At 66.8% G+C, this 19,357-nt stretch carries 18 protein-coding genes; 5 read left to right on the top strand and 13 right to left on the bottom strand.

Features of this window, described 5'->3' with window-relative positions; genetic code table 11:
- Positions 1-53 precede the first annotated feature (53 nt).
- The 9 genes from SBP01_RS00785 to SBP01_RS00745 all read right to left on the bottom strand — a co-directional run bounded on the left by SBP01_RS00785 (position 54) and on the right by SBP01_RS00745 (position 9,694).
- On the bottom strand, positions 54-1,568 hold the full coding sequence (locus SBP01_RS00785) for an aldehyde dehydrogenase family protein (RefSeq protein ID WP_320537151.1): 1,515 nt from the start codon (positions 1,566-1,568) through the stop codon (positions 54-56).
- Complete coding sequence (locus tag SBP01_RS00780; RefSeq protein WP_320537150.1) at positions 1,565-2,335, bottom strand: HD domain-containing protein; 771 nt, start codon at positions 2,333-2,335, stop codon at positions 1,565-1,567. Before SBP01_RS00780 ends, SBP01_RS00785 begins: the two co-directional genes overlap by 4 nt.
- 39 nt (positions 2,336-2,374) lie before the next feature.
- The gene (locus SBP01_RS00775; RefSeq protein WP_275215916.1) at positions 2,375-3,691 is read right to left on the bottom strand and encodes an NAD(P)/FAD-dependent oxidoreductase; all 1,317 of its coding nucleotides are present in this window, start codon (positions 3,689-3,691) and stop codon (positions 2,375-2,377) included.
- A 2-nt stretch (positions 3,692-3,693) separates the two neighbouring features.
- Positions 3,694-4,014 (bottom strand): 2Fe-2S iron-sulfur cluster-binding protein, encoded by a 321-nt coding sequence (locus SBP01_RS00770; RefSeq protein ID WP_275215915.1) that lies wholly within the window; start codon positions 4,012-4,014, stop codon positions 3,694-3,696.
- A gap of 58 nt (positions 4,015-4,072) precedes the next feature.
- Positions 4,073-4,870 carry an SDR family NAD(P)-dependent oxidoreductase gene (locus tag SBP01_RS00765; RefSeq protein WP_320537149.1) on the bottom strand — a complete coding sequence of 266 codons (798 nt, stop codon included), beginning with the start codon at positions 4,868-4,870 and terminating at the stop codon, positions 4,073-4,075.
- Positions 4,863-6,731 (bottom strand): PEP-utilizing enzyme, encoded by a 1,869-nt coding sequence (locus SBP01_RS00760; RefSeq protein ID WP_320537148.1) that lies wholly within the window; start codon positions 6,729-6,731, stop codon positions 4,863-4,865. The genes SBP01_RS00765 and SBP01_RS00760 overlap by 8 nt, the downstream gene beginning before the upstream one ends.
- A gap of 65 nt (positions 6,732-6,796) precedes the next feature.
- Positions 6,797-7,876 (bottom strand): PEP/pyruvate-binding domain-containing protein, encoded by a 1,080-nt coding sequence (locus SBP01_RS00755; protein ID WP_320537147.1) that lies wholly within the window; start codon positions 7,874-7,876, stop codon positions 6,797-6,799.
- Positions 7,877-7,881: 5 nt separating this feature from the next.
- Positions 7,882-9,159 (bottom strand): cytochrome P450, encoded by a 1,278-nt coding sequence (locus SBP01_RS00750; RefSeq protein ID WP_320537146.1) that lies wholly within the window; start codon positions 9,157-9,159, stop codon positions 7,882-7,884.
- A 145-nt stretch (positions 9,160-9,304) separates the two neighbouring features.
- Positions 9,305-9,694, bottom strand: a complete 390-nt coding sequence (locus SBP01_RS00745) for a hypothetical protein (protein ID WP_320537145.1) — start codon at positions 9,692-9,694, stop codon at positions 9,305-9,307.
- Positions 9,695-9,899: 205 nt separating this feature from the next.
- On the opposite strand from SBP01_RS00745, the gene SBP01_RS00740 reads away from it, so the two are divergent.
- From SBP01_RS00740 to SBP01_RS00725, 4 genes are all read left to right on the top strand, one after another.
- Positions 9,900-11,105 carry an MFS transporter gene (locus tag SBP01_RS00740; protein WP_275215909.1) on the top strand — a complete coding sequence of 402 codons (1,206 nt, stop codon included), beginning with the start codon at positions 9,900-9,902 and terminating at the stop codon, positions 11,103-11,105.
- 140 nt (positions 11,106-11,245) lie between these two features.
- Positions 11,246-11,392, top strand: coding sequence for a lmo0937 family membrane protein (locus SBP01_RS00735; RefSeq protein WP_275215908.1), 147 nt, complete (start codon positions 11,246-11,248; stop codon positions 11,390-11,392).
- A 105-nt stretch (positions 11,393-11,497) separates the two neighbouring features.
- Complete coding sequence (locus tag SBP01_RS00730; RefSeq protein WP_320537144.1) at positions 11,498-12,388, top strand: helix-turn-helix transcriptional regulator; 891 nt, start codon at positions 11,498-11,500, stop codon at positions 12,386-12,388.
- 177 nt (positions 12,389-12,565) lie between these two features.
- Positions 12,566-13,609: an NAD(P)-dependent alcohol dehydrogenase gene (locus tag SBP01_RS00725; RefSeq protein WP_275215906.1), complete on the top strand. Its 1,044-nt coding sequence runs from the start codon at positions 12,566-12,568 to the stop codon at positions 13,607-13,609.
- An 86-nt stretch (positions 13,610-13,695) separates the two neighbouring features.
- On the opposite strand, the gene SBP01_RS00720 is transcribed toward SBP01_RS00725, so the two are convergent.
- A complete protein-coding gene (locus tag SBP01_RS00720; RefSeq protein WP_320537143.1) occupies positions 13,696-14,490 on the bottom strand; it encodes an IclR family transcriptional regulator in 795 nt (264 codons plus the stop codon).
- Positions 14,491-14,538: 48 nt separating this feature from the next.
- Complete coding sequence (locus SBP01_RS00715) at positions 14,539-15,285, bottom strand: HD domain-containing protein (protein WP_320537142.1); 747 nt, start codon at positions 15,283-15,285, stop codon at positions 14,539-14,541.
- A 228-nt stretch (positions 15,286-15,513) separates the two neighbouring features.
- On the opposite strand from SBP01_RS00715, the gene SBP01_RS00710 reads away from it, so the two are divergent.
- A complete protein-coding gene (locus SBP01_RS00710) occupies positions 15,514-15,735 on the top strand; it encodes a hypothetical protein (RefSeq protein WP_275215903.1) in 222 nt (73 codons plus the stop codon).
- A gap of 101 nt (positions 15,736-15,836) precedes the next feature.
- Here SBP01_RS00710 and SBP01_RS00705 read toward each other — a convergent pair whose 3' ends face one another.
- Both SBP01_RS00705 and SBP01_RS00700 read right to left on the bottom strand, forming a co-directional pair.
- Positions 15,837-17,597, bottom strand: a complete 1,761-nt coding sequence (locus SBP01_RS00705; RefSeq protein WP_320537141.1) for an acetyl/propionyl/methylcrotonyl-CoA carboxylase subunit alpha — start codon at positions 17,595-17,597, stop codon at positions 15,837-15,839.
- The gene (locus SBP01_RS00700; RefSeq protein ID WP_320537140.1) at positions 17,597-19,342 is read right to left on the bottom strand and encodes a 5-oxoprolinase/urea amidolyase family protein; all 1,746 of its coding nucleotides are present in this window, start codon (positions 19,340-19,342) and stop codon (positions 17,597-17,599) included. The genes SBP01_RS00705 and SBP01_RS00700 overlap by 1 nt, the downstream gene beginning before the upstream one ends.
- Positions 19,343-19,357 lie beyond the last annotated feature (15 nt).

Here is a 19,357-nt window from a genome sequence, read left to right as displayed (position 1 = left end):
CGGTCCCGGGAGGCTTTCCAGATGCCGGGCTTCCGGCACCCCGGCGGCCGGCCCTACACCTTCCGGTGGATCGACTTGTAGCTCAGGTAGGCGTTCAGCCCCTCGATCCCGTACTCCGTGCCGAGGCCGGAATCGTGCCGGCCGCCGAACGGTGCGGCGTGGTTGGAGGCGAAGAAGTTCAGGCCCACCGAACCCGTGTCCATGCGGTCAGCCACCGCGAGCGCGGCCTCGGGATCGGCCCCAAACACCAGGCCGCCCAGGCCGAACTCGGTGTTGTTGGCCAGGGCCACCGCTTCGTCAACGGTTTCGTATTTCAGGATGGTGATCACCGGCCCGAAGATCTCCTCGCGGGCGATCCGCATGTCCGGGGTGACGTCCGCGAACACGGTGGGCTCCACGAAGTAGCCGTTCTCCAGTCCGCCGGCCAACGATGCAGCCCGCCCGCCGGTGGTGGCCCGGGCGCCTTCGGCCAGCCCCGACTCCACGTACTCCAGCACGGTCCGGTACTGCGACTCCGTGGCGCACGGGCCAAAGACCGTGTCCGGCTCCAGCGGGTCGCCCTGCTTCCCGGCGGCGATGGTGGCGGTGACCATGTCCACCACCTCGTCGTAGCGACTGACGGGCGCAAGGATCCGGGTGGAGATGTAGCAGGTCTGCCCGGTGTTGCGCATGGAAGACTTGATCAACACTTTGGACATGGCATCCAGGTCGGCGTCGGGCAGCACAATGGCGCTGGACTTTCCGCCCAGCTCGAGGGTGACCGGGCGCAGCAGCTCGCCGCAGGCCGCGGCGATTTTGCGGCCCACCGGCGTCGAACCCGTGAAGGCTACCTTGGCCACGCCCGGGTGCTTGACCAGCACGTCCCCCAGCCGGCCGGAACCCGTCACCAGGTTCACGACGCCGGCCGGGACACCTGCCGCGGCCACGGCGTCGATGATCACGCGGATGGACAGCGGCGTGGGCGACGCCGGTTTGATCACCACGGTGCAGCCGGCGAGCAGTGCGGGTGCCAGCTTGATGATCACGAGGTTGATGGGGAAGTTCCACGGCGCGATCAGCGCGCAGACTCCAAGCGGTTCGCGCCGCACCACGGACTCGCCGCCGCCGCGCGGGAACGGGCGGACGTCTTCCCGTTCGAGGTACTCGGCGAGGGTGGCGAAATAGCGGAAGATGCCGGCCGCGTTGGCCGCCGCACCGGCGGATTCGGCCACGGGTGAGCCGTTTTCGCGTGAGTTGGTCAGGGACAGCTCCTCAGCCCGCTTCTCCACTTCGTCGGCAATCCGGAGCAGGTACGCGGCCCGCTCGGACGGGGTCAGCCGGGGCCACGCCCCGCTGTCGGTGCTGGAAAACGCGCGCCGGGCAGAGCCGACGGCGGCATCCACGTCCTCCGGAGTTCCGTCCGGCACCGAGCCCCAGACTTCGCCTGTGGCGGGGTCGGTCACCGGGTTCCGGCCCTTTCCGTGCGACGGCTGCCAGGCGCCGTCGACGAAGATGGTGTCCACGTGCGTGTGCGGCAGCGAGAGTTCGGCCCGTGCGGCCAGCGACGGAGAGTGCGTGGTGGAGGTCATCGGATCACCGCCGTCTTGAGCAGGGCGTTGGAGCGGCTCAGGTCGGCCTCGGCCATGTCCGCCGCGGCCTGGGTGATGAGCTCGGGCACAATCTCGGTGGCCAGCCGGTCGGTGTACGTGGCCGGGTCCATGCCGAACCACGACGAAGCCAGTGCGATTCCGGCCTGGTCAAAACGCCACAGCCGGTCGGCGTCGCGCATCAGGGCATCCTCCAGCGAGCGGGCCACGGGCCGGGTGTCGTGCCCGTCGATGATCTCGCAGACCCGTTCCACGAACTCCGCCGAATAGCCCAGCCCGGGCAGCACCCGGCGCGCCACGTTGCAGCCCTGGAGCTCATGTTCAAAGCGGATGGCCGCTTTGCGCCAGTCCCCGGCAAACCCTTCCGAGATGATCCTGGATTCGTCAACGTGCGCCCAGCCGGTGTCATGCAGCAGCGTGGCTACCCGCACCAGGTCAGCGTCGGCGTCCGGGTAGGCCCGGCACAGGCGCTCGGCGAAAGCCAGCGAAATGGGCAGGTGAATGTCATTGCCGCGGGTCCGTGTCTCGTGGACCACGGCCTTCCACAGCGCGTCCAGCTCCTCAACGGCTGCCGGCGTGGTGCTGATGGGCGCGGTGTCCACCGGGCCCGGCGCCGGGATGGGGCGGATGCTGTACTCAGCGGCGAACGCGTCGCCCAGTGCGTCCGCGGGTTCCGTGGCGGTAACGGCGCCGATATCCGCGCCTGGGGCGGGGTCCACCGCGGCGACCGGAGTCTTGGGGGTGCTCATAATGCTCCTTCGGGTGGGCCAACCTACTGTCTAAGGCAGTCAGCTGTCCGTGGTGATGGTCTTAAGTTGGGTGGCGGGATCCGCCGCAGCGTCCGCCGGGATGTTCCGGCCCTTCGCCAGCGCGTTCTTCACGGCCATAAAATCCAGCGGGGCATTGACGCAGTCCGCGGCGATGATCCGGCCCTGGCGGTAGTAGAGGACGCTGAATTTTCCGCGTTCCTCATCGCGCCGGATCACCGTCTGGTCATAGCCGTTGCACAGGCCCGCGATCTGCAGCTTGAGGTCCGCCTGGTTGGACCAGAACCACGGGATGCCGGCGTATTCCTCGCGCCGGCCGGTGAGCGAGTAGGCGGCCACTTTGGCATGCTCGATGGCGTTGTTGACGCTTTCCAGCCGGATCCGCTCCCCGGGCTCCGAGCCGGGAACCGGGTTGGGCATGTTGGCCACGTCCCCCACGGCCACGGTGGTGCCGTCCGAGGCCAGCGCGAAGCGGTCCACCACCACGCCATTGTCCACGGCCAGGCCAAGCTGTTCGGCCAGCTGGGTGTTGGGGATGACGCCGATGCCGACCAGCACAATCTGCGCCGGCAGTACCGTGCCGTCCTGAAGCTCGACGGCGGCAACTGACGTCTGTTCCTTGCCTGCGGCGGTGGTTGGCAGAAAGCGCGCCGCACTAGTGTTAAGGCGGATGTCCAAACCCCGGGCGCGGTGCGCCTGCAGGAAATACTCGGCCGTCTCCTCCCCCACGGCCCGGCCCACCAGCCGCGGCCCGAATTCGAGCACGGTGACGTTCTTCCCCATTTTCTGCAGGCTTGATGCGGCCTCGAGCCCGATGAACCCGCCGCCGATCACCACCACATCCGTGGCATCGCCTACCCGGGCCTTCAGCGCCAGGGCGTCGTCGGCGTTGCGCAGGTAGAGCACCCCGTCCAGGTCCCCGCCCTCGATGTCCAGCTTCCGGGCGCGGGCACCCACGGTAAGGGCCAGCCGTTTGAAGGGGAATTCCCGGCCGGAGGAGGCGTGCGCCACCCCGGAACCATCCGGCTCCTTGTCGATCCGGACAATGAATTCGCCTTTGACCAGCTCCACGTTGTGCTCGGCCCAGTAGTCGTTGGAGCGGAAAATGAGGGATTCGCTCTCCACCGTGCCCTGCAGGAACTCCTTGGACAGCGCCGGCCGCTGGTAGGGGCGGTGGTCCTCGTCGCCGAGAAGCGTGATGTGTTCGTCAAAACCCAGGGCCCGGAGCGAGACCGCGAGCTGGACGCCCGACTGGCTCGCACCGATGATCAGGAGCCCGGTCCGCGTGGGGACCTGGCCGGGGGCCTCTGCCGCCTGTTCAACTGCTTGCGCACCCACGGCTACACCTGGGTTTCCGGGGTGGTGACGAATAGTTCGAGCTCCTCGGTGAGGCGCAGCTGGCAGGAGAGCCGGGAGTTGTCCTCGCGGTCCACGGCGGTGCCGTAAAGCATCTCATCCTCCATGTCCTCCATGGGCGGAAGCTGCGAAACGCAGTCTTCCCGGACAAAGACGTGGCAGGTGGCGCAGGACAGCGAGCCGCCGCACTCGGCCACGATGCCGGGAACGCCGTTGCGCACCGCGGTTTCCATGACCGAGTCGCCCACGTTGCCTTCGACGTCGCGGACAGCGCCTTCTGCATCGGTGAAGTGAACCGTTGGCATTGGTCCTCCTTGGGGGTTGAAGTTGGTTGGGGTGGAGTGGACGGTCAGCCAGGCAGCGTCAGATGAACTGCCGGCCGCCGTCCACCACCATGGTCTGGCCGGTGTAGTACGAACTGTCCGGCCCGGCGAGGAACAGCGCAGCTCCCACAATGTCCTCCGGCTGGCTGGCCCGTTTGATGGCGCCGCGGTCCACGCCGTAGTTTTCGGCGTTTTCCATCAGTCCGTAGCTGGCCTCGGTGAGGGTGAAGCCGGGGGCGATCGCGTTGACCGTGATCCCCCGGCGGCCCAGTTCCTTGGCCATGACCCGGGTCAGGGCCACTACGCCGCCCTTGGAGGCGACGTAGTGCAGCCATTGTTCGGAGCCGCTGAAGATCGTGGCACTGGAGAGGTTGATGACGCGCCCGCCTTCGGGCAGGTAGGGGCTCGCGGCACGGGTCATGAGCCAGGGGCCCTTGAGGTTGACGTTCATCACCAGGTCCCATTCGGCCGGATCAATGTCCTCGAACCGGGTGCGGGTCACCGTGGCGTACACCGCGGCGTTGTTGATCACGACGTCGATGCTTCCGTTGCCGAAGTCCGCGCAGCTTTTCGCGAGGTTCTCCGTGGAGTCCACGCCGGTGACGTCCGCGGCGAATGCCGCCGCTTCCGCGCCCAGTTCGCGGACGAGCTTGGCCGTCTGTTCGGCACCTTCGAGGTTGATGTCCGCCACCGCCACGCGGTACCCCCGGCCGGCGAAGCCGAGCGCGAACGCCCGGCCCAGCCCGCCAGCGGCACCGGTGATCAGCACAGTGCGTCCCGACTCCGCGTCCATGCCCGGCTCGGCATATTCCGGATGAGGCATATTGAGATCAGACATGGCTGTGGCTGTGGGCGCCGGGGCCGGTGACCAGCAGGTCGTCCTCGGCGTCGAGGATCTGGACGGTGCCCTTCGTCCCGTCGACGCGCAGCCGCTGCCCGGTCTTGATGGTGGTGGAGGCCGAGCCCGTCCCGGTCACGGCCGGCAGGCCGTACTCCCGGCAGACGATGGCGGCGTGGCTCATCATGCCGCCGATGTCGGTGACCGTGGCCTTGATCTTGCCGAAGATCGGTCCCCAGGACGGTGCGGTCACGGTGGCCACCAGGATCTCGCCCTGCTGGACCTCGGAGAGCTGGTCCGCGTCGGTGACCACGCGGGCCAGTCCTTCCACCACTCCGGGGGATGCGGCCATGCCGCGCAGTCCGCCGCCTTCCACCGCTTCGCCGGCACCCAGCCACTGCTGGACCTGCTCGGTGGTGATGCCCCAGAGCATGCGGGTGAAGGGTTCGGTGATGATTTCCGGCGGAGTGTTCAGGGCGGGCGCGGGACGGGCGGTCTTGAGCGCGTCCACGATGCCGCGGCGGCGTTCGATTTCCTCCGGCCAGTAGTCGGGGCCGATGGGCTTGGCGCCGACGCCCCAGCCCGTGACCAGGTCAAAGAGTGCATCGCGGACCTCGTTGCGGCCCAGGTAGAGCAGATCGTCCGGTTCTGTCCAGAAGCCCTCAGCGTGCATCATGCGGGAGAGCTCGCGGATCTTGCGCCAGAAGACGCCCATGGTCCAGTGCTCGATGTAGAAGTTGTGGTTTTCGACGTAGGGGTAGGCGGTGGCGGCGAGGCCGCGCTTGGCGTCGAAGAGCGCCTGGTTTTCGCCTTCGAGCAAGTCCCGGTATTCCTCGATGATGCGGTCGCGTTCGGCGATCAGGGCTTCGACGGGGCGCATGATGTCCTGGCCCTCGTCCACCCGGCGGATATAGTCCGCGATGTAGCCCAGCGGGATTTCCTGATGCTCGTTCCAGTACTTGTCGTGGCCGTAGAAGCCGTTGCCCACGGTGAAGTTGAACCACGGGTCCTTGGCGGCTTCGTACTGGGCGATCCAGCGGTCCCCGCCGGAAGCGGAAGCGATGGCACCCAGGGTGGCGTCGACGTCGTCCGTGTTGTTGAAGTGAGCCTGCAGCCCGAGTTCCACGGCAAGCTTCGCCAGGGCCTTCAGCTCGTCATCCGGGCGGAACAGTTCCATGTCCACGCCCTGCACCATGGTGGCGATGGACTGGTCAGGGACGTTGGGGAAGACCTGCTTGCAGAAGTTGAAAAAGTCCAGGTACGCGATGTAGCCCAGGTTCAGGAACTCGAAGTGGTACTGCCAGTTCTGGTAGGCCAGCTGGATGAGGCGGTCATAGCTTTCCAGCAGCTTTTCGGAACCGTCCTTGCCCTTGCCGGAGGTGATGTCCTCCATGGGCACGATGTCCGGGAGCTTCGGGAAGGAGATGGTTTCCATCTCCGCGATGGTGCCCTTGACCTTGACGTGCCATTCCCTCAGGAGCCGGTCCCAGTTCTGGAAGTAGTAGCCCACGCGCTCTTCGAACAAAGGCACCCGGGCGGCGATCTGGTCCTCCGGCACCGGGATGGGTGACATGTAGAGGTAGCCGAGGTGGACGCGGAACTCGATGCCGTTGGCGTTGGGGATCATCAGGTGCCGGGCGTTGTACTGGCCCAGGCACTTGACCGCGAACTCGCCGCCGATGGTTTCGAAGGGCTTGTAGACAGTGGGCCAGTGCTGGCTGTCGCAGAACCAGAATTTGGCGTCCTCCTGCTCCTTCAGCTTGTCCTGGAACACGAGGTAATAGGGGTAGATCTTTTCCCAGCCCTCGGCGCCGGCGGGAACCGCGAGCTCGGAGGGTTTGGGGAAGGACTTCAGGGACATGGCGGTCCTTTCAGGAGGGCTCGGCAGTGAGCCTGGGTGGGTGAAGCCTTGCTGTTTTGCTGCGTTTAGGCTGACGGCTTGAGGCTGCCGGCGCTGATTCCGCTGAAGTAGCCGCCGGAGACCACGGGCTGCGGGGCGGTTTGCGGTGCCGGCTTGGAGGAGTGGACGGTCTCGGGGCGGGACTGGAGCAGCAGCAGGTTCTCGCCGTCGGGGAGGTCCGCGTCGAGGGCCCATTCGATGTCCTGCGGGCACTTGTAGTGCTTCTCGGCGCGCTTGGCCATCTGCGCGACGGCGGTGAGTTCCCCATCGGTGAGGCTGCGGCGGCCGCGGCGTTCGTCGTCGACCTCGCGTTCCACGAGGCGCTTGGCGCCCGTGTCCGGAACCAGCTCGGCGTGCTTGTCACCGAGGTGTTCGGTGACGACGGCGAGCGTGACCTTGTCCAGCACGATGTTGTCCGGCGTGACCTGGCCGGAGACCACCATTTCGCCCACCCCGTAGGAGGAATCGATGGTGATCTTGGAGCGGTCCCCGTTGGTGGGATCCATGGTGATCGCGACGCCGGAAACCCGGGAGTTGACCATCTTCTGGACGACGACGGCCATGGACAGGCCCTCGTTCGGGATGTCGTTCTTCAGCCGGTAAATGATGGCCCGGGAGGTGAACAGTGAGGCCCAGCACTGGCGAATGTGCTCGGTGACTGCCTTGACGCCGTCGAGCCACAGGTAGGTGTCCTGCTGCCCGGCGAAGGAAGCGTCGGGCAGGTCCTCGGCGGTCGCGCTGGAACGGACTGCCACCGGAACGGGCGCGTCGAAGCGGTTCATCAGGGATTCGTAGGCACTGATGGTCAGCTCACGCATGGCCGGCGGGACGGGCCGGGAGCAGATGTCCTCGCGGATGGTGGCGGATACCTTGTCCACCTGGGCCATGTCCTCGGGATCGAGGCCGGCAAGGAGCCGGTGGGTCTCCTCGGTGATGCCGGCTTCGTCCATAAACGCATCGAACTGTGCGGTGGTGACGACGAAGCCGGGCGGGACGGGCATGCCGGCCGAGGTCATGGTGACCAGGGATGCGCCCTTGCCGCCGAGGTTTTCGAGTTTCGGCTCAATGCCGCCGTCGAAAAACTGGATGTATTCATTGCTGTGCATGGTGGTTAGGCCTTCCAACTGACAGGAACGGTCTCGGGGACGCGGAAGGAGAGGTTCTCGCGGAAGGGGATGCCGTCCGGATTGTCGAGCTGCAGGTCCGGGGCAAGCCGGGCCACTTCCTCAAGCGCGATCTTGGCCTGGAGCTTGGCGAGCATGTTGCCCAGGCAGTAGTGGATGCCGAAGCCGAACGAGAGGTGCTCGCGGGCGTTGCGGCGGGTGATGTCGAAGTCCTCGCCGGCTTCGAACTTGCTTTCGTCCCGGTTGGCCGAGCCCATCAGGAGCAGCAACTGGGAGCCTTCCTGGATGGCGACGCCGCCCACTTCGGTGTCCTTCAGGGCCTTGCGGCGCCAGCCGACGATGGAGCCCGCGTAGCGGAGGACCTCGTCGATGGCGGCGGGGATCTTCTTGGGGTCCGCCACCAGCTGCTGCCACTGCTCCGGGCGCGCCAGCAGTTCACGCAGGGCGTTGGAGATCAGGGTGGTGGTGGTTTCGTGGCCGGCGAAGAGCAGGCTGTAAAGGACGGACGCGATCTCATGGTCCGAGATTTCAGCGCCTTCCTGCTGCGCTTTGACCAGGTCGCCGGTGAGGTTGTCGCCGCCCTGCTCGTGTGCCACGCGGACCAGGCGGAGGCATTCCTGCCAGTACTCCACCAGGTTGTGGGCGTGCGGGATCTGTTCCTCATCGGTCAGGTCGCCCCAGGTCATGGCGGCCCGGGAATCGGACCAGCGCTTAAAAGTGTCAACCTGGGAGACGTCCGCGCCGATAAGGGTCAGGATGGTGATGGTGGGGACGTCGTAGGCGAGGTCCTTGACGAGATCGCCGCGGCGTTCGGGGCGGGCGAGCATCTTCTCGATGAGTGTGACGACGTTTTCGCGGATGAACGGTTCCAGCGCCTTGTAACGGCGCGGCGTGAAGGCTTTCTGGACCACGGCGCGGATGCGGGTGTGCTCCGGCGGACGGCGCGCGGAGAGGCCCGAGTAGGCGGTGAAGCCGCCGTCCTCCATGATCTTCCTGGCAGCGGCTCCGCGTTCACGGATGGGGGCCTGGGCGTTTTCACTGGAGAAGGTTTCCCAGTCTTCGAATACGGCCTTGATGTCGTCGTAGCGGGAAACAACGTACAGGCCAACGCGTTCATCGAACATGACAGGCTGTTCTGCCCGCAGTTCAGCGTAGGCGGTGAAGGGATCCTTCATCTGGAACGGCTCGTAGCCGTGGTGCCCGGCGGGGGCTTCGGCGCCGTACCGGAAGGGACAGCGGCCAGCCGTTTCTGTCGACGATGACATCTTGACTCCTGGTGACTTGGCTCCGCCCGGCACCGTCAGGGTGGCCGGGGGTTCTTAGTGACCAGTGTGGTCCACATCACCGCGGCGTGGATACACTCGCCTTCCACTGGACGGAAGTGACCTGACCCGGCGGAAACTTCTCCCCCTAAGGAGTTGTGCCGTGGCGGGCCACGTCCTGCTGCACCTCCCGGAAGGAGCCATCCGCGTTGAAGCCCAGCGCGAGGTGGGTCTTGCGCAGCCAGCGGCCGAAGATGAAGCCCGCAACGCAGTACAGGACAAAGAAAACAGCAAAGACCAGGATCCCGGCGTCCGTTCCGGAGCGGTAATCGGCATAGCGGGGATGGCCCGGCGCGATGTCTCCCTGGATCAACGGCAGGACGCGCCCGGCTAAGTACAGGGCAGTAACTGCCAGCGGACCGCCGAGCAGGTATCCAATGCAACCATTTCCGCGTTTGCGGATCGTGGCGTAGCGCGCAAACTGCCGCTGCCACTGCTCCCGGTCCGCTACGAGCAGGACCGCTGTCTTGTTATCCATGTGTCTCCCAGATGTGGCGCGTGCTGAGAAAAGCATAGGCGTGGCCACGGGGCTCCCCCGCCTCCGGCACCGGGGAACGGGGAGTTCGGGACGACTTGCGGTATGTTGGCGGCAAATCGAAAAGCCTGATCTGCTTTGATCTGACCGGGCGGAATCGGACGGGTGCAATGGGCGCCCTACCCCCAAAGGATGGAAGAAACGCACGATGACCGGTGCAACCAGGAAGGCGTCGGACCGCTCTGTCAGGTTCGGTTTCGCCTTCATCGGCCTTCTGCTCATCGCAGTCAACCTTCGGGTGTCCTTTGTCAGCGTGGGACCGGTCCTCGCAAACATCAGCAGCGACCTGCAGTTATCCGGCGCCGCAGCAGGGTTCCTCACAGGCCTGCCGCTCATTGCGTTTGCAGTCTTTTCGCCGGTGGCGCCCGCCTTCGCTTCCCGCCTGGGACTGGACCGGGCACTGTGGCTTTCCCTGCTGTTCCTCGCCGCGGGCATCGTGCTCCGCTCCTTGCCGGTGCCCGGCTTCATCTGGGCAGGCACCGCACTGATCGGCCTGGCCATTGCCTTTCTCAACGTCCTGGTGCCCTCGCTCGTTAAGCGGGACTTCCCGATGCGGGTCAGCCAGGTCACGGGCAGCTACACCGCCACCCAGGCGGCCTTCGCCGCAATCGGGGCCGCCGTCGTCGTCCCTGTCGCGCAGACGTCCCCGGCAGGTTGGCGGCTTGCCCTCGGAATCTGGGTGGGACTGGCCCTCCTTGCCATGGCGGTGCTTTTGCCGTGGCTGCGCCGGCACACGACGGGCGCCGCGCACGCCGCCCGGCAGGAGGTCTCCTACCGGTCGCCCTGGGCGTCAGCCCTGGGCTGGCAGGTGACAGCCTTCATGGGGCTGCAGTCGATCGCCTTCTACGTCCTCATGGCGTGGCTGCCCACCATCGAACAAAGCCGCGGCGTCCCGGCCACGACTGCCGGTATCCATCTGTCCATCTTCCTGCTCATCAGCGTCTTTGCCAGCCTCGCCGCAGGCGGAATCCTCCACCGGGGTTCGGACCAGCGGCTCGTGTCCTTTGTCAGCGGCGCCCTGACGTTCGTCACGTTCCTCGGGCTGGCCATTGCGCCGGACCTCATTCTGCTGTGGGTCCTGCTGGGGGCAATCGGCTGCGGCAGCCTCATTGTCATTGCGCTGTCGCTGTTCAGCCTCCGGACCGTGAATTACCCGCAGGCAGCGTCTTTGTCCGGCATGGCACAGTCCGTTGGCTACGCCCTCGCGGCGGCGGGGCCGGTGATGTTCGGCGGCCTTCGGGATGTCAGCGGAGACTGGACGCTTCCGCTCCTTGTCACTGCGGGCCTCATGGCGGTACTCGCCGTGATGGGCATTCTTGCCGGGCGTGACCGGGTGATCAGCGGGCGGGTTTGACTCATAAATTTTATGTAGCCTACTTAGTGTTTCGCCGTATCCAGTAGCCATTTTCTGAAATATGGTGATTATCACCACGCGATACCGAGTGGGTGTTAGGCCGGGTCAGTGCCCGGCCAAGCGAAACCAAGGAGAGTCCCATGTTGCTTTGGATAGCCATCATCATCGCAGTTCTCTGGCTTTTGGGCCTGCTCGCCAATATCGGCGGCGGCCTTATTCACATACTTCTGGTTGTTGCAGTGGTTGTGCTGATCTTCCATTTCATTCAAGGCAGGTCCCGGGTCTGACTGCGAATCCTCGTTTCGCCGTTGCGGGCCCCGGACCACGGAAGCCCGCAACAAGGCACCAGCAGAACCTCCCACGCCGATCAGGGTTCCCCGTAACGAAGTCCCATGGATAACCGAGCAGAGGTACGGCAGTTCCTGTCCTCGCGCCGTGCCCGCATCACCCCGGAACAGGCAGGCCTGGAACCCTACGGCGGCCGGCGCCGCGTCCCCGGACTGCGGCGCGAAGAAGTCGCACGCCTCGCGGGCGTCAGCGTGGAGTACTACACCCGCCTCGAACGGGGGAACCTCGCGGGCGTCTCGGACAGCGTCCTCGACTCGATCGCCGGCGCGCTGGAACTGGACCGCGCCGAGCATGATCACCTCTACGACCTGGCACGCGCGGCCGCGACCTCCGGCCGCAAGCGCAGCCCGGCAAACACCACAGGCCGCGGGGTCCGTCCCGTGCTGCAGCACCTGCTGGATGCCATCACCGGCGCACCCGCGTTCATCGGCAACAACCGGCTGGACATCGTGGCCGCCAACACCCTGTGCTACGCCCTCTACGCTGACATGTACCGCGGTGCGACGCGGCCGGGGAACCACTCGCGGTTCATCTTCCTGGACCCGCGGTCGCACAACTTCTATACCGACTGGAACAGCGCCGCCAGCGCCAATGTGGCCATCCTCCGCCGCGAAGCAGGCCGCAATCCGCATGACAAGGGAATCGCCGAACTCGTGGGCGAACTCTCCATGCGCAGCGACGACTTCCGCACCCGCTGGGCAGCGCACAATGTCAGACGCCACTACTCCGGCACCAAGTTGTTTCAGCACCCGGTGGTGGGGCTCCTGGAACTGGACTACCAGGTCCTGGAACTGGACGAGGACCCCGGCCACACCCTGACGGTCTACCCCGCCGTGCCCGGCAGCCCCTCGGAGGAAGCCCTCAAACTCCTCGCCTCCTGGGCCGCCACGGAAAACATCGTGCAGACCGCAAAGATGCCAGCCCGGAACCTGTAAGGCGCCAGGTACGGGTTCACCGAGGGGGGCCCTGCCAGTACCCCTCAAGGCAGGGCCTCCCTCAGAACTGCCGGATGCGCTTTGATGGAAGAGTGCCCGCTCGGCGCCACCCGCCCGCGGCCACGAACTCCAGCAGCTCCATCCGAAAGCTGTCTGCCCCTCTCAATAGGAGAAATATTGCTTATCGCTCATGCCTACGCTGCCCCGTCCGCTGACGGAGATCTCGTCCCCACCACCATCGAACGCCGCGACGTCGGCCCGCACGATGTTCTGATCGAGATCAAATTTGCCGGCATCTGCCACTCGGACATCCACACCGTCCGCGGTGAGTGGGGACCCCAGCAGTACCCGCTGGTTCCCGGCCACGAGATTGCCGGCATCGTCACCGAGGTCGGCACCGCCGTCACCAAGCACTCCGTCGGCGACCGCGTCGGCGTCGGCTGCATGGTCAATTCCTGCGGCGAATGCGTCAACTGCAAGAAGGGCGAGGAGCAGTACTGCCTCGCCGGAAACACCGGCACCTACGGCGCCGTGGACCGCGACGGCACCATCACCCAGGGCGGCTACTCCACCCACGTCGTCGTCACCGAAAACTTCGTGGTCAGCATCCCCGAAGGCATAGAGCTCGACGTCGCCGCTCCCCTTTTGTGCGCGGGCGTCACCACGTACTCCCCCTTGCGGCACTGGGGTGCCGGTCCCGGCAAGAAGGTCGCCGTCGTCGGCCTCGGCGGGCTCGGCCACATGGCCGTCAAGCTCGCGCACGCCATGGGCGCTGAGGTCAGTGTCCTGTCGCAGTCGCTGAAAAAGCAGGAGGACGGACTGAAGCTGGGAGCGGACCACTACTACGCCACCAGCGACGAGGCCACTTTCACGGACCTGGCGGGCAGCTTCGACCTGATCATCAACACGGTCAGCGCCTCGATCGACATCAGCTCCTACCTGCAGCTGCTGTCCCTCGACGGTGCCATGGTGAACGTCGGCGCCCCGGCCGAGCCGCTTCCCGTGAACGCATTTGCCCTCATCGGCGGCCGCCGCTCCTTCGCCGGTTCCATGATCGGCGGCATCCGCGAGACCCAGGAAATGCTCGACTTCTGCGCCGAGCACCACCTGGGCGCCGAGATCGAGGTCATCCCGGCCGGCAAGATCAACGAAGCGTACGAACGAGTCCTCGCTTCGGACGTCCGCTACCGCTTCGTGATTGATACGTCGACGCTCTCGTAATCGACGAAGTTTCACCGCTTAATACAGGCAGCCCCGGGACCACATCCTGGGGCTGCCTGGGTTAACTGGCACCGCCTGCAAGCGGTTCAGGTCCGCGGGCCGCGGTGCACGCCGATCAGCGTCTCCAGCGGAATCCGTGCGGTGGCCCGCTCAATCTGAGCGGAGATCCCCTTCAGGACCGGAAGATGCCGGGTCATGGTGGACGCGTGCGAGCTGGGCAGCACCAGGCCGAGACCGGCACCGATCCGGCCCGTATGGAACACGGGGACGGCGATGGAGCATGAGCCCAGCCGCACTTCCTCCAGGGTGGTGGCGTAACCCTGCGCCCGGATCTGGGTGAGCTCTTCGGCGAACCGCCGCGGGTCGATATGCGTGTGCGCGGTAGGCCGTTCGAGGTCCCGGTTCAGATAGGCGTCGCGGACCCAGTCGTCCTCGAATGCCAGAATGACCTTCCCGACGGCGGTCGCGTGCATCGGGAGACGGCCTCCCACGCGGGAGGCCCGGGGCACGCGTTTCGAGCCGTAAACGCGGTCAATGTAGAGGACTTCATGGCCGGCCCGTACCGCCAGGTGTGCGGTCTCGCCCGTGAGGGAAAACAGGTCCTGCACGTAGGGCTGGGCGGCGTCACGCAACTGGCGTCCGGTGTTCTGGGCGAGTTCCCACAGCCGGATGCCGAGCTGGTAGCGTCCGTTTGGCTCCCGTGAGAGGAAGCCCCAGTCCGTCAGTTCATTGACCAGCCGGTGCGTCGTGCTGAGCGGCAACCCGGATTTCTCCGCGATATCGGTCAGGCTCAGGGCGCCGCGGGAGGTCTCAAAGGCCTCCAGTATGGCCAGCACCTTGGACGTCACTGTGCGTCCGGGCTCGCGGCTGCCGCCGGCCATGGGGACCTCCTCGTTTCCGGACGCGCCTGCCAGTGTCCGGATTCGAGTCTAGATGGAGGCGGGGCCGTCGTCCCCGCCGGAGTTCGTGCCGGCGTTCTGTCCGGCGTTCGGTCCGGCCTTGAGCAGTTGTTGGCGCTGCGGCCACGCGGTGACCGATTCCAGCGCCGACAGCGCCCGTGCCATGGCTTTCGCCTCGTCCGTGAACAGGTGGCCGTGCACGCGTTGGCTGCACAGCCGGAGCGCCTGCCCCCGGTCCAGGCCGAACCAGTCCATCACCGTGTCGATGCCGTGTGGACTGAGCCGCCACGTTTTGTCGGCGTCCTTGACGATGGCGTCCTCGATGGAGAGTGCTTCACGGCGGGAGTCGTGGCCGTCAATGATGTCCAGAATCGCCGGGATTTTCGCGGCATCGTAGCCGGACTTCCCGAGAAGCTCCGCCCCGAGCCTGGCGCCCTCTTTCTCATGCAGCAGCACGAGGTCCGGCCTGCCGCCTCCCGGCGCGATCGCCGCCAGGACCTCCGACGGCGGCACCTGGGACCAGCCGATGTCGTGCAGCATGATCGCGGGAAGCACGACGGCGGCATCCGCTTCGGGGTGCGCGTCCAGCAGTGCGCTGGCCAGGCCGAAGGCGTACAGCGTGTGGGCGTCATTGTTCCGCACGTCAAGAAATGGCGCCGCCAGCTCCCACAGGGCAGCAAGATGAGGAGCCAGGGTGATGACACCATCGGGCTCCGCCTCGATTCCTGCCGTGACATCCGTTCCAAAGTGGTTGGCCGTTGCCTGCAACTTGGTCATGCTGCAACCTTGTTCCGTCACGGCGCCGGTGGCAACCTAAGCTCCCACTCAGCGGAAGCATTCTGCCCCCATTCCGGCCACAAAAAACCAGTCCCAAAAACTCCCCGCGCGCCCACAGCTGGGATAGCGTAGCCACTATGGCGCCGGGGCACTGTGGGCGGCATGGCAATCCGGAGCATTCCGCGCCTGGATTGCCGACTTCAAGGTTCGTTCGAGCAAAGGATGATCATGGCCGTATCAATTGAACTGGGCAAGAAACTCGACAAGGACTACGAGGGCAAGAGCCTGAAGGAAATCCTTGATGCCCCGCCGTCGGCGCTGGCCGGCCTGACGGAGAAGCACGACGAACTCCTCGCCGGAATGGGCATCAAGACCGTCAAGGACCTCGGCAGCAACAAGTACTTTGCCCTTGCCGGTGTCCTGGTGGCATTGTCCAACCACACCGACTAAGACTTTTCACAGCATCAGCAGGAGTCCGGCCGGAATTTCTCCCGGCCGGACTTTCCTTTCTCCGCTTGGCGCGGGAATTTCCGATGAGCGCGGGAACCTGTCTATTCGATCAGCGCCAACACGGCCCCCGCGCCGACAACTCCGCCGGCTAGAGCCCGCACGTCCGTCAGGGTCCCGTCCCTGTGCGCGGCAACCTGGGTCTCCATTTTCATGGCCTCCAGCACCACCACCGGATCCCCGGCAGCCACTTCGGCGCCCGGCTCCACCAGCCACTTCACGACCGTTCCGGCCATGCCCGCCCGCAGCTCGCCGGGCTGGGCGGCACCCGCCTCGGCGCCGCCGTCGTGCTCGTCTTCCATGGAAACCCCGGCCGGAACGCGCGCACCGGACCGCGCCCAGCCGTCCAACAGGGCGGCGGGAAGCCCGACGGCGAGGCGCCGGCCATCGACGTCAACGGTGATGGTGCGCCGCGCACCGTCCGGGACGGACGTGCCGAACTCCGGATCCGCCGCGATGGAGTCCGCGAAGTCCGTCTCGATCCAGCGCGTGTGGATCCCCAAAGCGGTTTCCGACGTGAAGTCCGGCGCCGCCACCACGGCGCGGTGAAAGGGCAGGACGGTGGCCACGCCGGTGATTTCCATTTCTGCGAGGGCCCGGCGGGCCCGGCGGAGCGCCTGCGGCCTGTCCGCGCCGGTGACGATCAGCTTGGCCAGCAGCGAATCGAACTGCGGCGCCACGATGGATCCGGACCGGACGCCGGAATCCAGCCGGATGCCGGGACCGGTGGGGCCGCTGAACGTGGCGATGGTTCCGGGCGAGGGCAGGAAGCCGCGGCCCACATCCTCTGCGTTGAGCCGGAATTCGAATGAATGGCCGCGCGGTTCCGGATCAGTGGTGAGGCGAAGGGGCTCGCCCGCAGCGATCCGGACCTGCTCCTGCACCAGGTCCACGCCGGTGGTCTCCTCGGTGATGGGGTGTTCCACCTGCAGCCGGGTGTTCACCTCAAGGAACGCGACGGTGCCATCGGCGGCCACCAGGAATTCGACCGTCCCGGCCCCCGTGTAGCCGGCTTCGCGGCACACTGCCTTGGCGGCGTCGTAAATTTGCCGGGTCTGTTCCCCGGATAGGAACGGCGCGGGCGCCTCCTCCACCAGCTTCTGGTGCCGGCGCTGCAGCGAGCAGTCGCGCGTACCCACCACCATCACGTTGCCGTGCTGGTCCGCCAGCACCTGTGCTTCCACGTGCCGCGGCCGGTCCAGGTAACGCTCCACGAAGCATTCGCCGCGGCCGAAAGCCACCACGGCTTCCCGGACCGCGGAGTCGAAGGACTCCTCGATCTGGTCCATTTCGCGGACTACTTTCAGCCCGCGGCCGCCGCCGCCGAAGGCTGCTTTGATGGCGACGGGCAGGCCGTGTTCTTCGGCGAAGGCCCGCGCTTCCGCGGCGGAGGCCACCGGACCGTCGCTGCCGGCAACCAGCGGGGCGCCGGCGCGGACGGCGATCTCGCGGGCCGTGATCTTGTTGCCCAGCTGCCGGATGGCCTCCGGGCCGGGGCCGATCCAGGTCAGGCCGGCGTCCAGGACCGCTTGGGCGAAATCCGCGTTCTCGGACAGGAAGCCGTAGCCGGGGTGCACGGCGTCCGCGCCGGACTTCGCCGCCACGCGCAGGAGGTTGGGGATGCTCAGATAGGTGTCCGACGGCGCGTTGCCGCCCAGGCTGTAGGCCTCCGTGGCGGCGGAGACGTGCATGGCGTCGGCGTCCACGTCCGCGTAGACGGCCACGGATTCGAGCCCGGCGTCCTCGCAGGCACGGGCAATGCGGACGGCGATTTCTCCGCGGTTGGCGATCAGGACCTTACGCATCAGTTGCTCACTTTGTCTGGGGAATCTGTTGAGGGGGAATCTGTTGTCTGCGAAGCGTTGGCCCGTTCGGAGGAGGCATCGGCGGCCGGTCCGTGGCCGGGAGCCCAGCGGAACCGGATCCGGCCCCCGATGGGAATCTGCGCGGCGAGATCCAGCTGGTGGTCCACCACCACACCGATCACGGGGTAGCCGCCGGTGATGGGGTGGTCGGCCAGGAACAGCACGGGCTGGCCTTCGGGCGGAATCTGGACGGCGCCGGCCACGGTTCCTTCACTGGCCAGCTCCCCCTCCCGGCTCCGGCGCAGCGGCTCACCGTTCAGGCGCATGCCCACCCGGTTGGAGCGGGGCGTCACTTCCCAGTCCTGGGCGCAGAGTGATTCGAGCGCGGCGGTGTCGAACCAGTCGTCCCGGGGTCCGGGGACGAGGTCCAGCACCGTCACGCCGGCGTCCGGAAAGTCGGGCTGCAGTTCGGGATTGCCCACCACGTTGGAGGACGTGGCGGCACCGGCTGCCAGCAGCTGCCCGGCGGCCAGCGGTGCGGGACCAATCCCGGACATGGTGTCCGTGGACCGGCTGCCGAGCACCGCCTCGGCAACCACACCGCCGCGGATGGCGAGGTAGCTGCGGAAGCCGCGCTCCGGCGGCCCCACTGTGAGGATTTCGCCGTCCAGCAGGGCGAAAGCGGTGGCCATGGGCACCTCGCGCACCTGTTCCGCGGGCTGGTTGTCAGTGCCGTTCGCATCGGAAACGTTCGACGGCGTCAGAACAGTCAGTGCCGATGGTGCGCCGGTGACGGCCAGCACCTGGTCCCCCGCAGCCTGCACGCGCAGCCCGCCGGCAACGGTTTCGACGACGGCGGCATGGGGCTGGTTGCCCACCATCCGGTTCGCGCGGCGCAGGGAGGACCGGTCCAGCGCGCCGGCGGCGGATACGCCCAGACCGGCGTGGCCGGGGCGGCCCAGGTCCTCGATCAGGCTCTGCAGGCCCGGGGACAGGATCCGGAGGCCGGACTGAAGCGAAGGATCGGTAACCGCGGGCCCTTCCGAGCCAGACGGAGCCTCAGGATCCGGAACTTCCACGAGTTCCCGGACGGCCCGGAACTGCACCCGGTCACCCGGCGCGGCCAGCGCCGGCTGCTCGCGGCCGAGGTCCCACATCCGTGCCGCGGTGCGGCCGATCAGCTGCCAGCCGCCCGGGGATTTCCGCGGGTAGACGGCGGAATAGTTGCCGGCCAGGGCCACGGCACCGGCGGGCACTTCCGTCCGGGGGGAGCTGCGGCGCGGGACTTCCAGTGACTGGTTCTCCCCCACCATGTAGCCGAACCCGGGGGCGAAGCCGCCGAAGGCAACGGTCCAGACCTGCCCGGTGTGGGCGGCCACCACTCCCTCCGCGCCCAGGCCGGTGAGGCGGCCGACTTCGGCGAGGTCCTCGCCGTCGTACACGGTATCGATGGTGACCAGCTTTCCCTCCGCATGGGACTGGGCCGTCAGGTCCAGCTCCAGCAGCAGCGAAGCCATCCGGCGCGCAGCGGCCGGTGAGTCCGCCCTGACCATCACCGTTTCAGCGGCGGCCAGGACGTCCACCTGGCCCGGCAGCGGCTGCTCCAGCAGGAGGGCCTGCAGGGCCAGCACATCGTGGAGCCCGGAGAGTTCGGCGAGCACCGCCGTCGTACCTACCGTCCTTACGGACAAAACGCGGGCGGCGAGCACGCGGGCTGCCGTGGCGGGGTTGCTGACTGTTTCCATGGGAATCCGGCCGCG

Source organism: Pseudarthrobacter sp. IC2-21 (assembly GCF_034048115.1).
Classification (GTDB): Bacteria; Actinomycetota; Actinomycetes; order Actinomycetales; family Micrococcaceae; genus Arthrobacter; species Arthrobacter naphthalenicus.
This window is presented reverse-complemented; position numbering and strand designations above follow the sequence as displayed.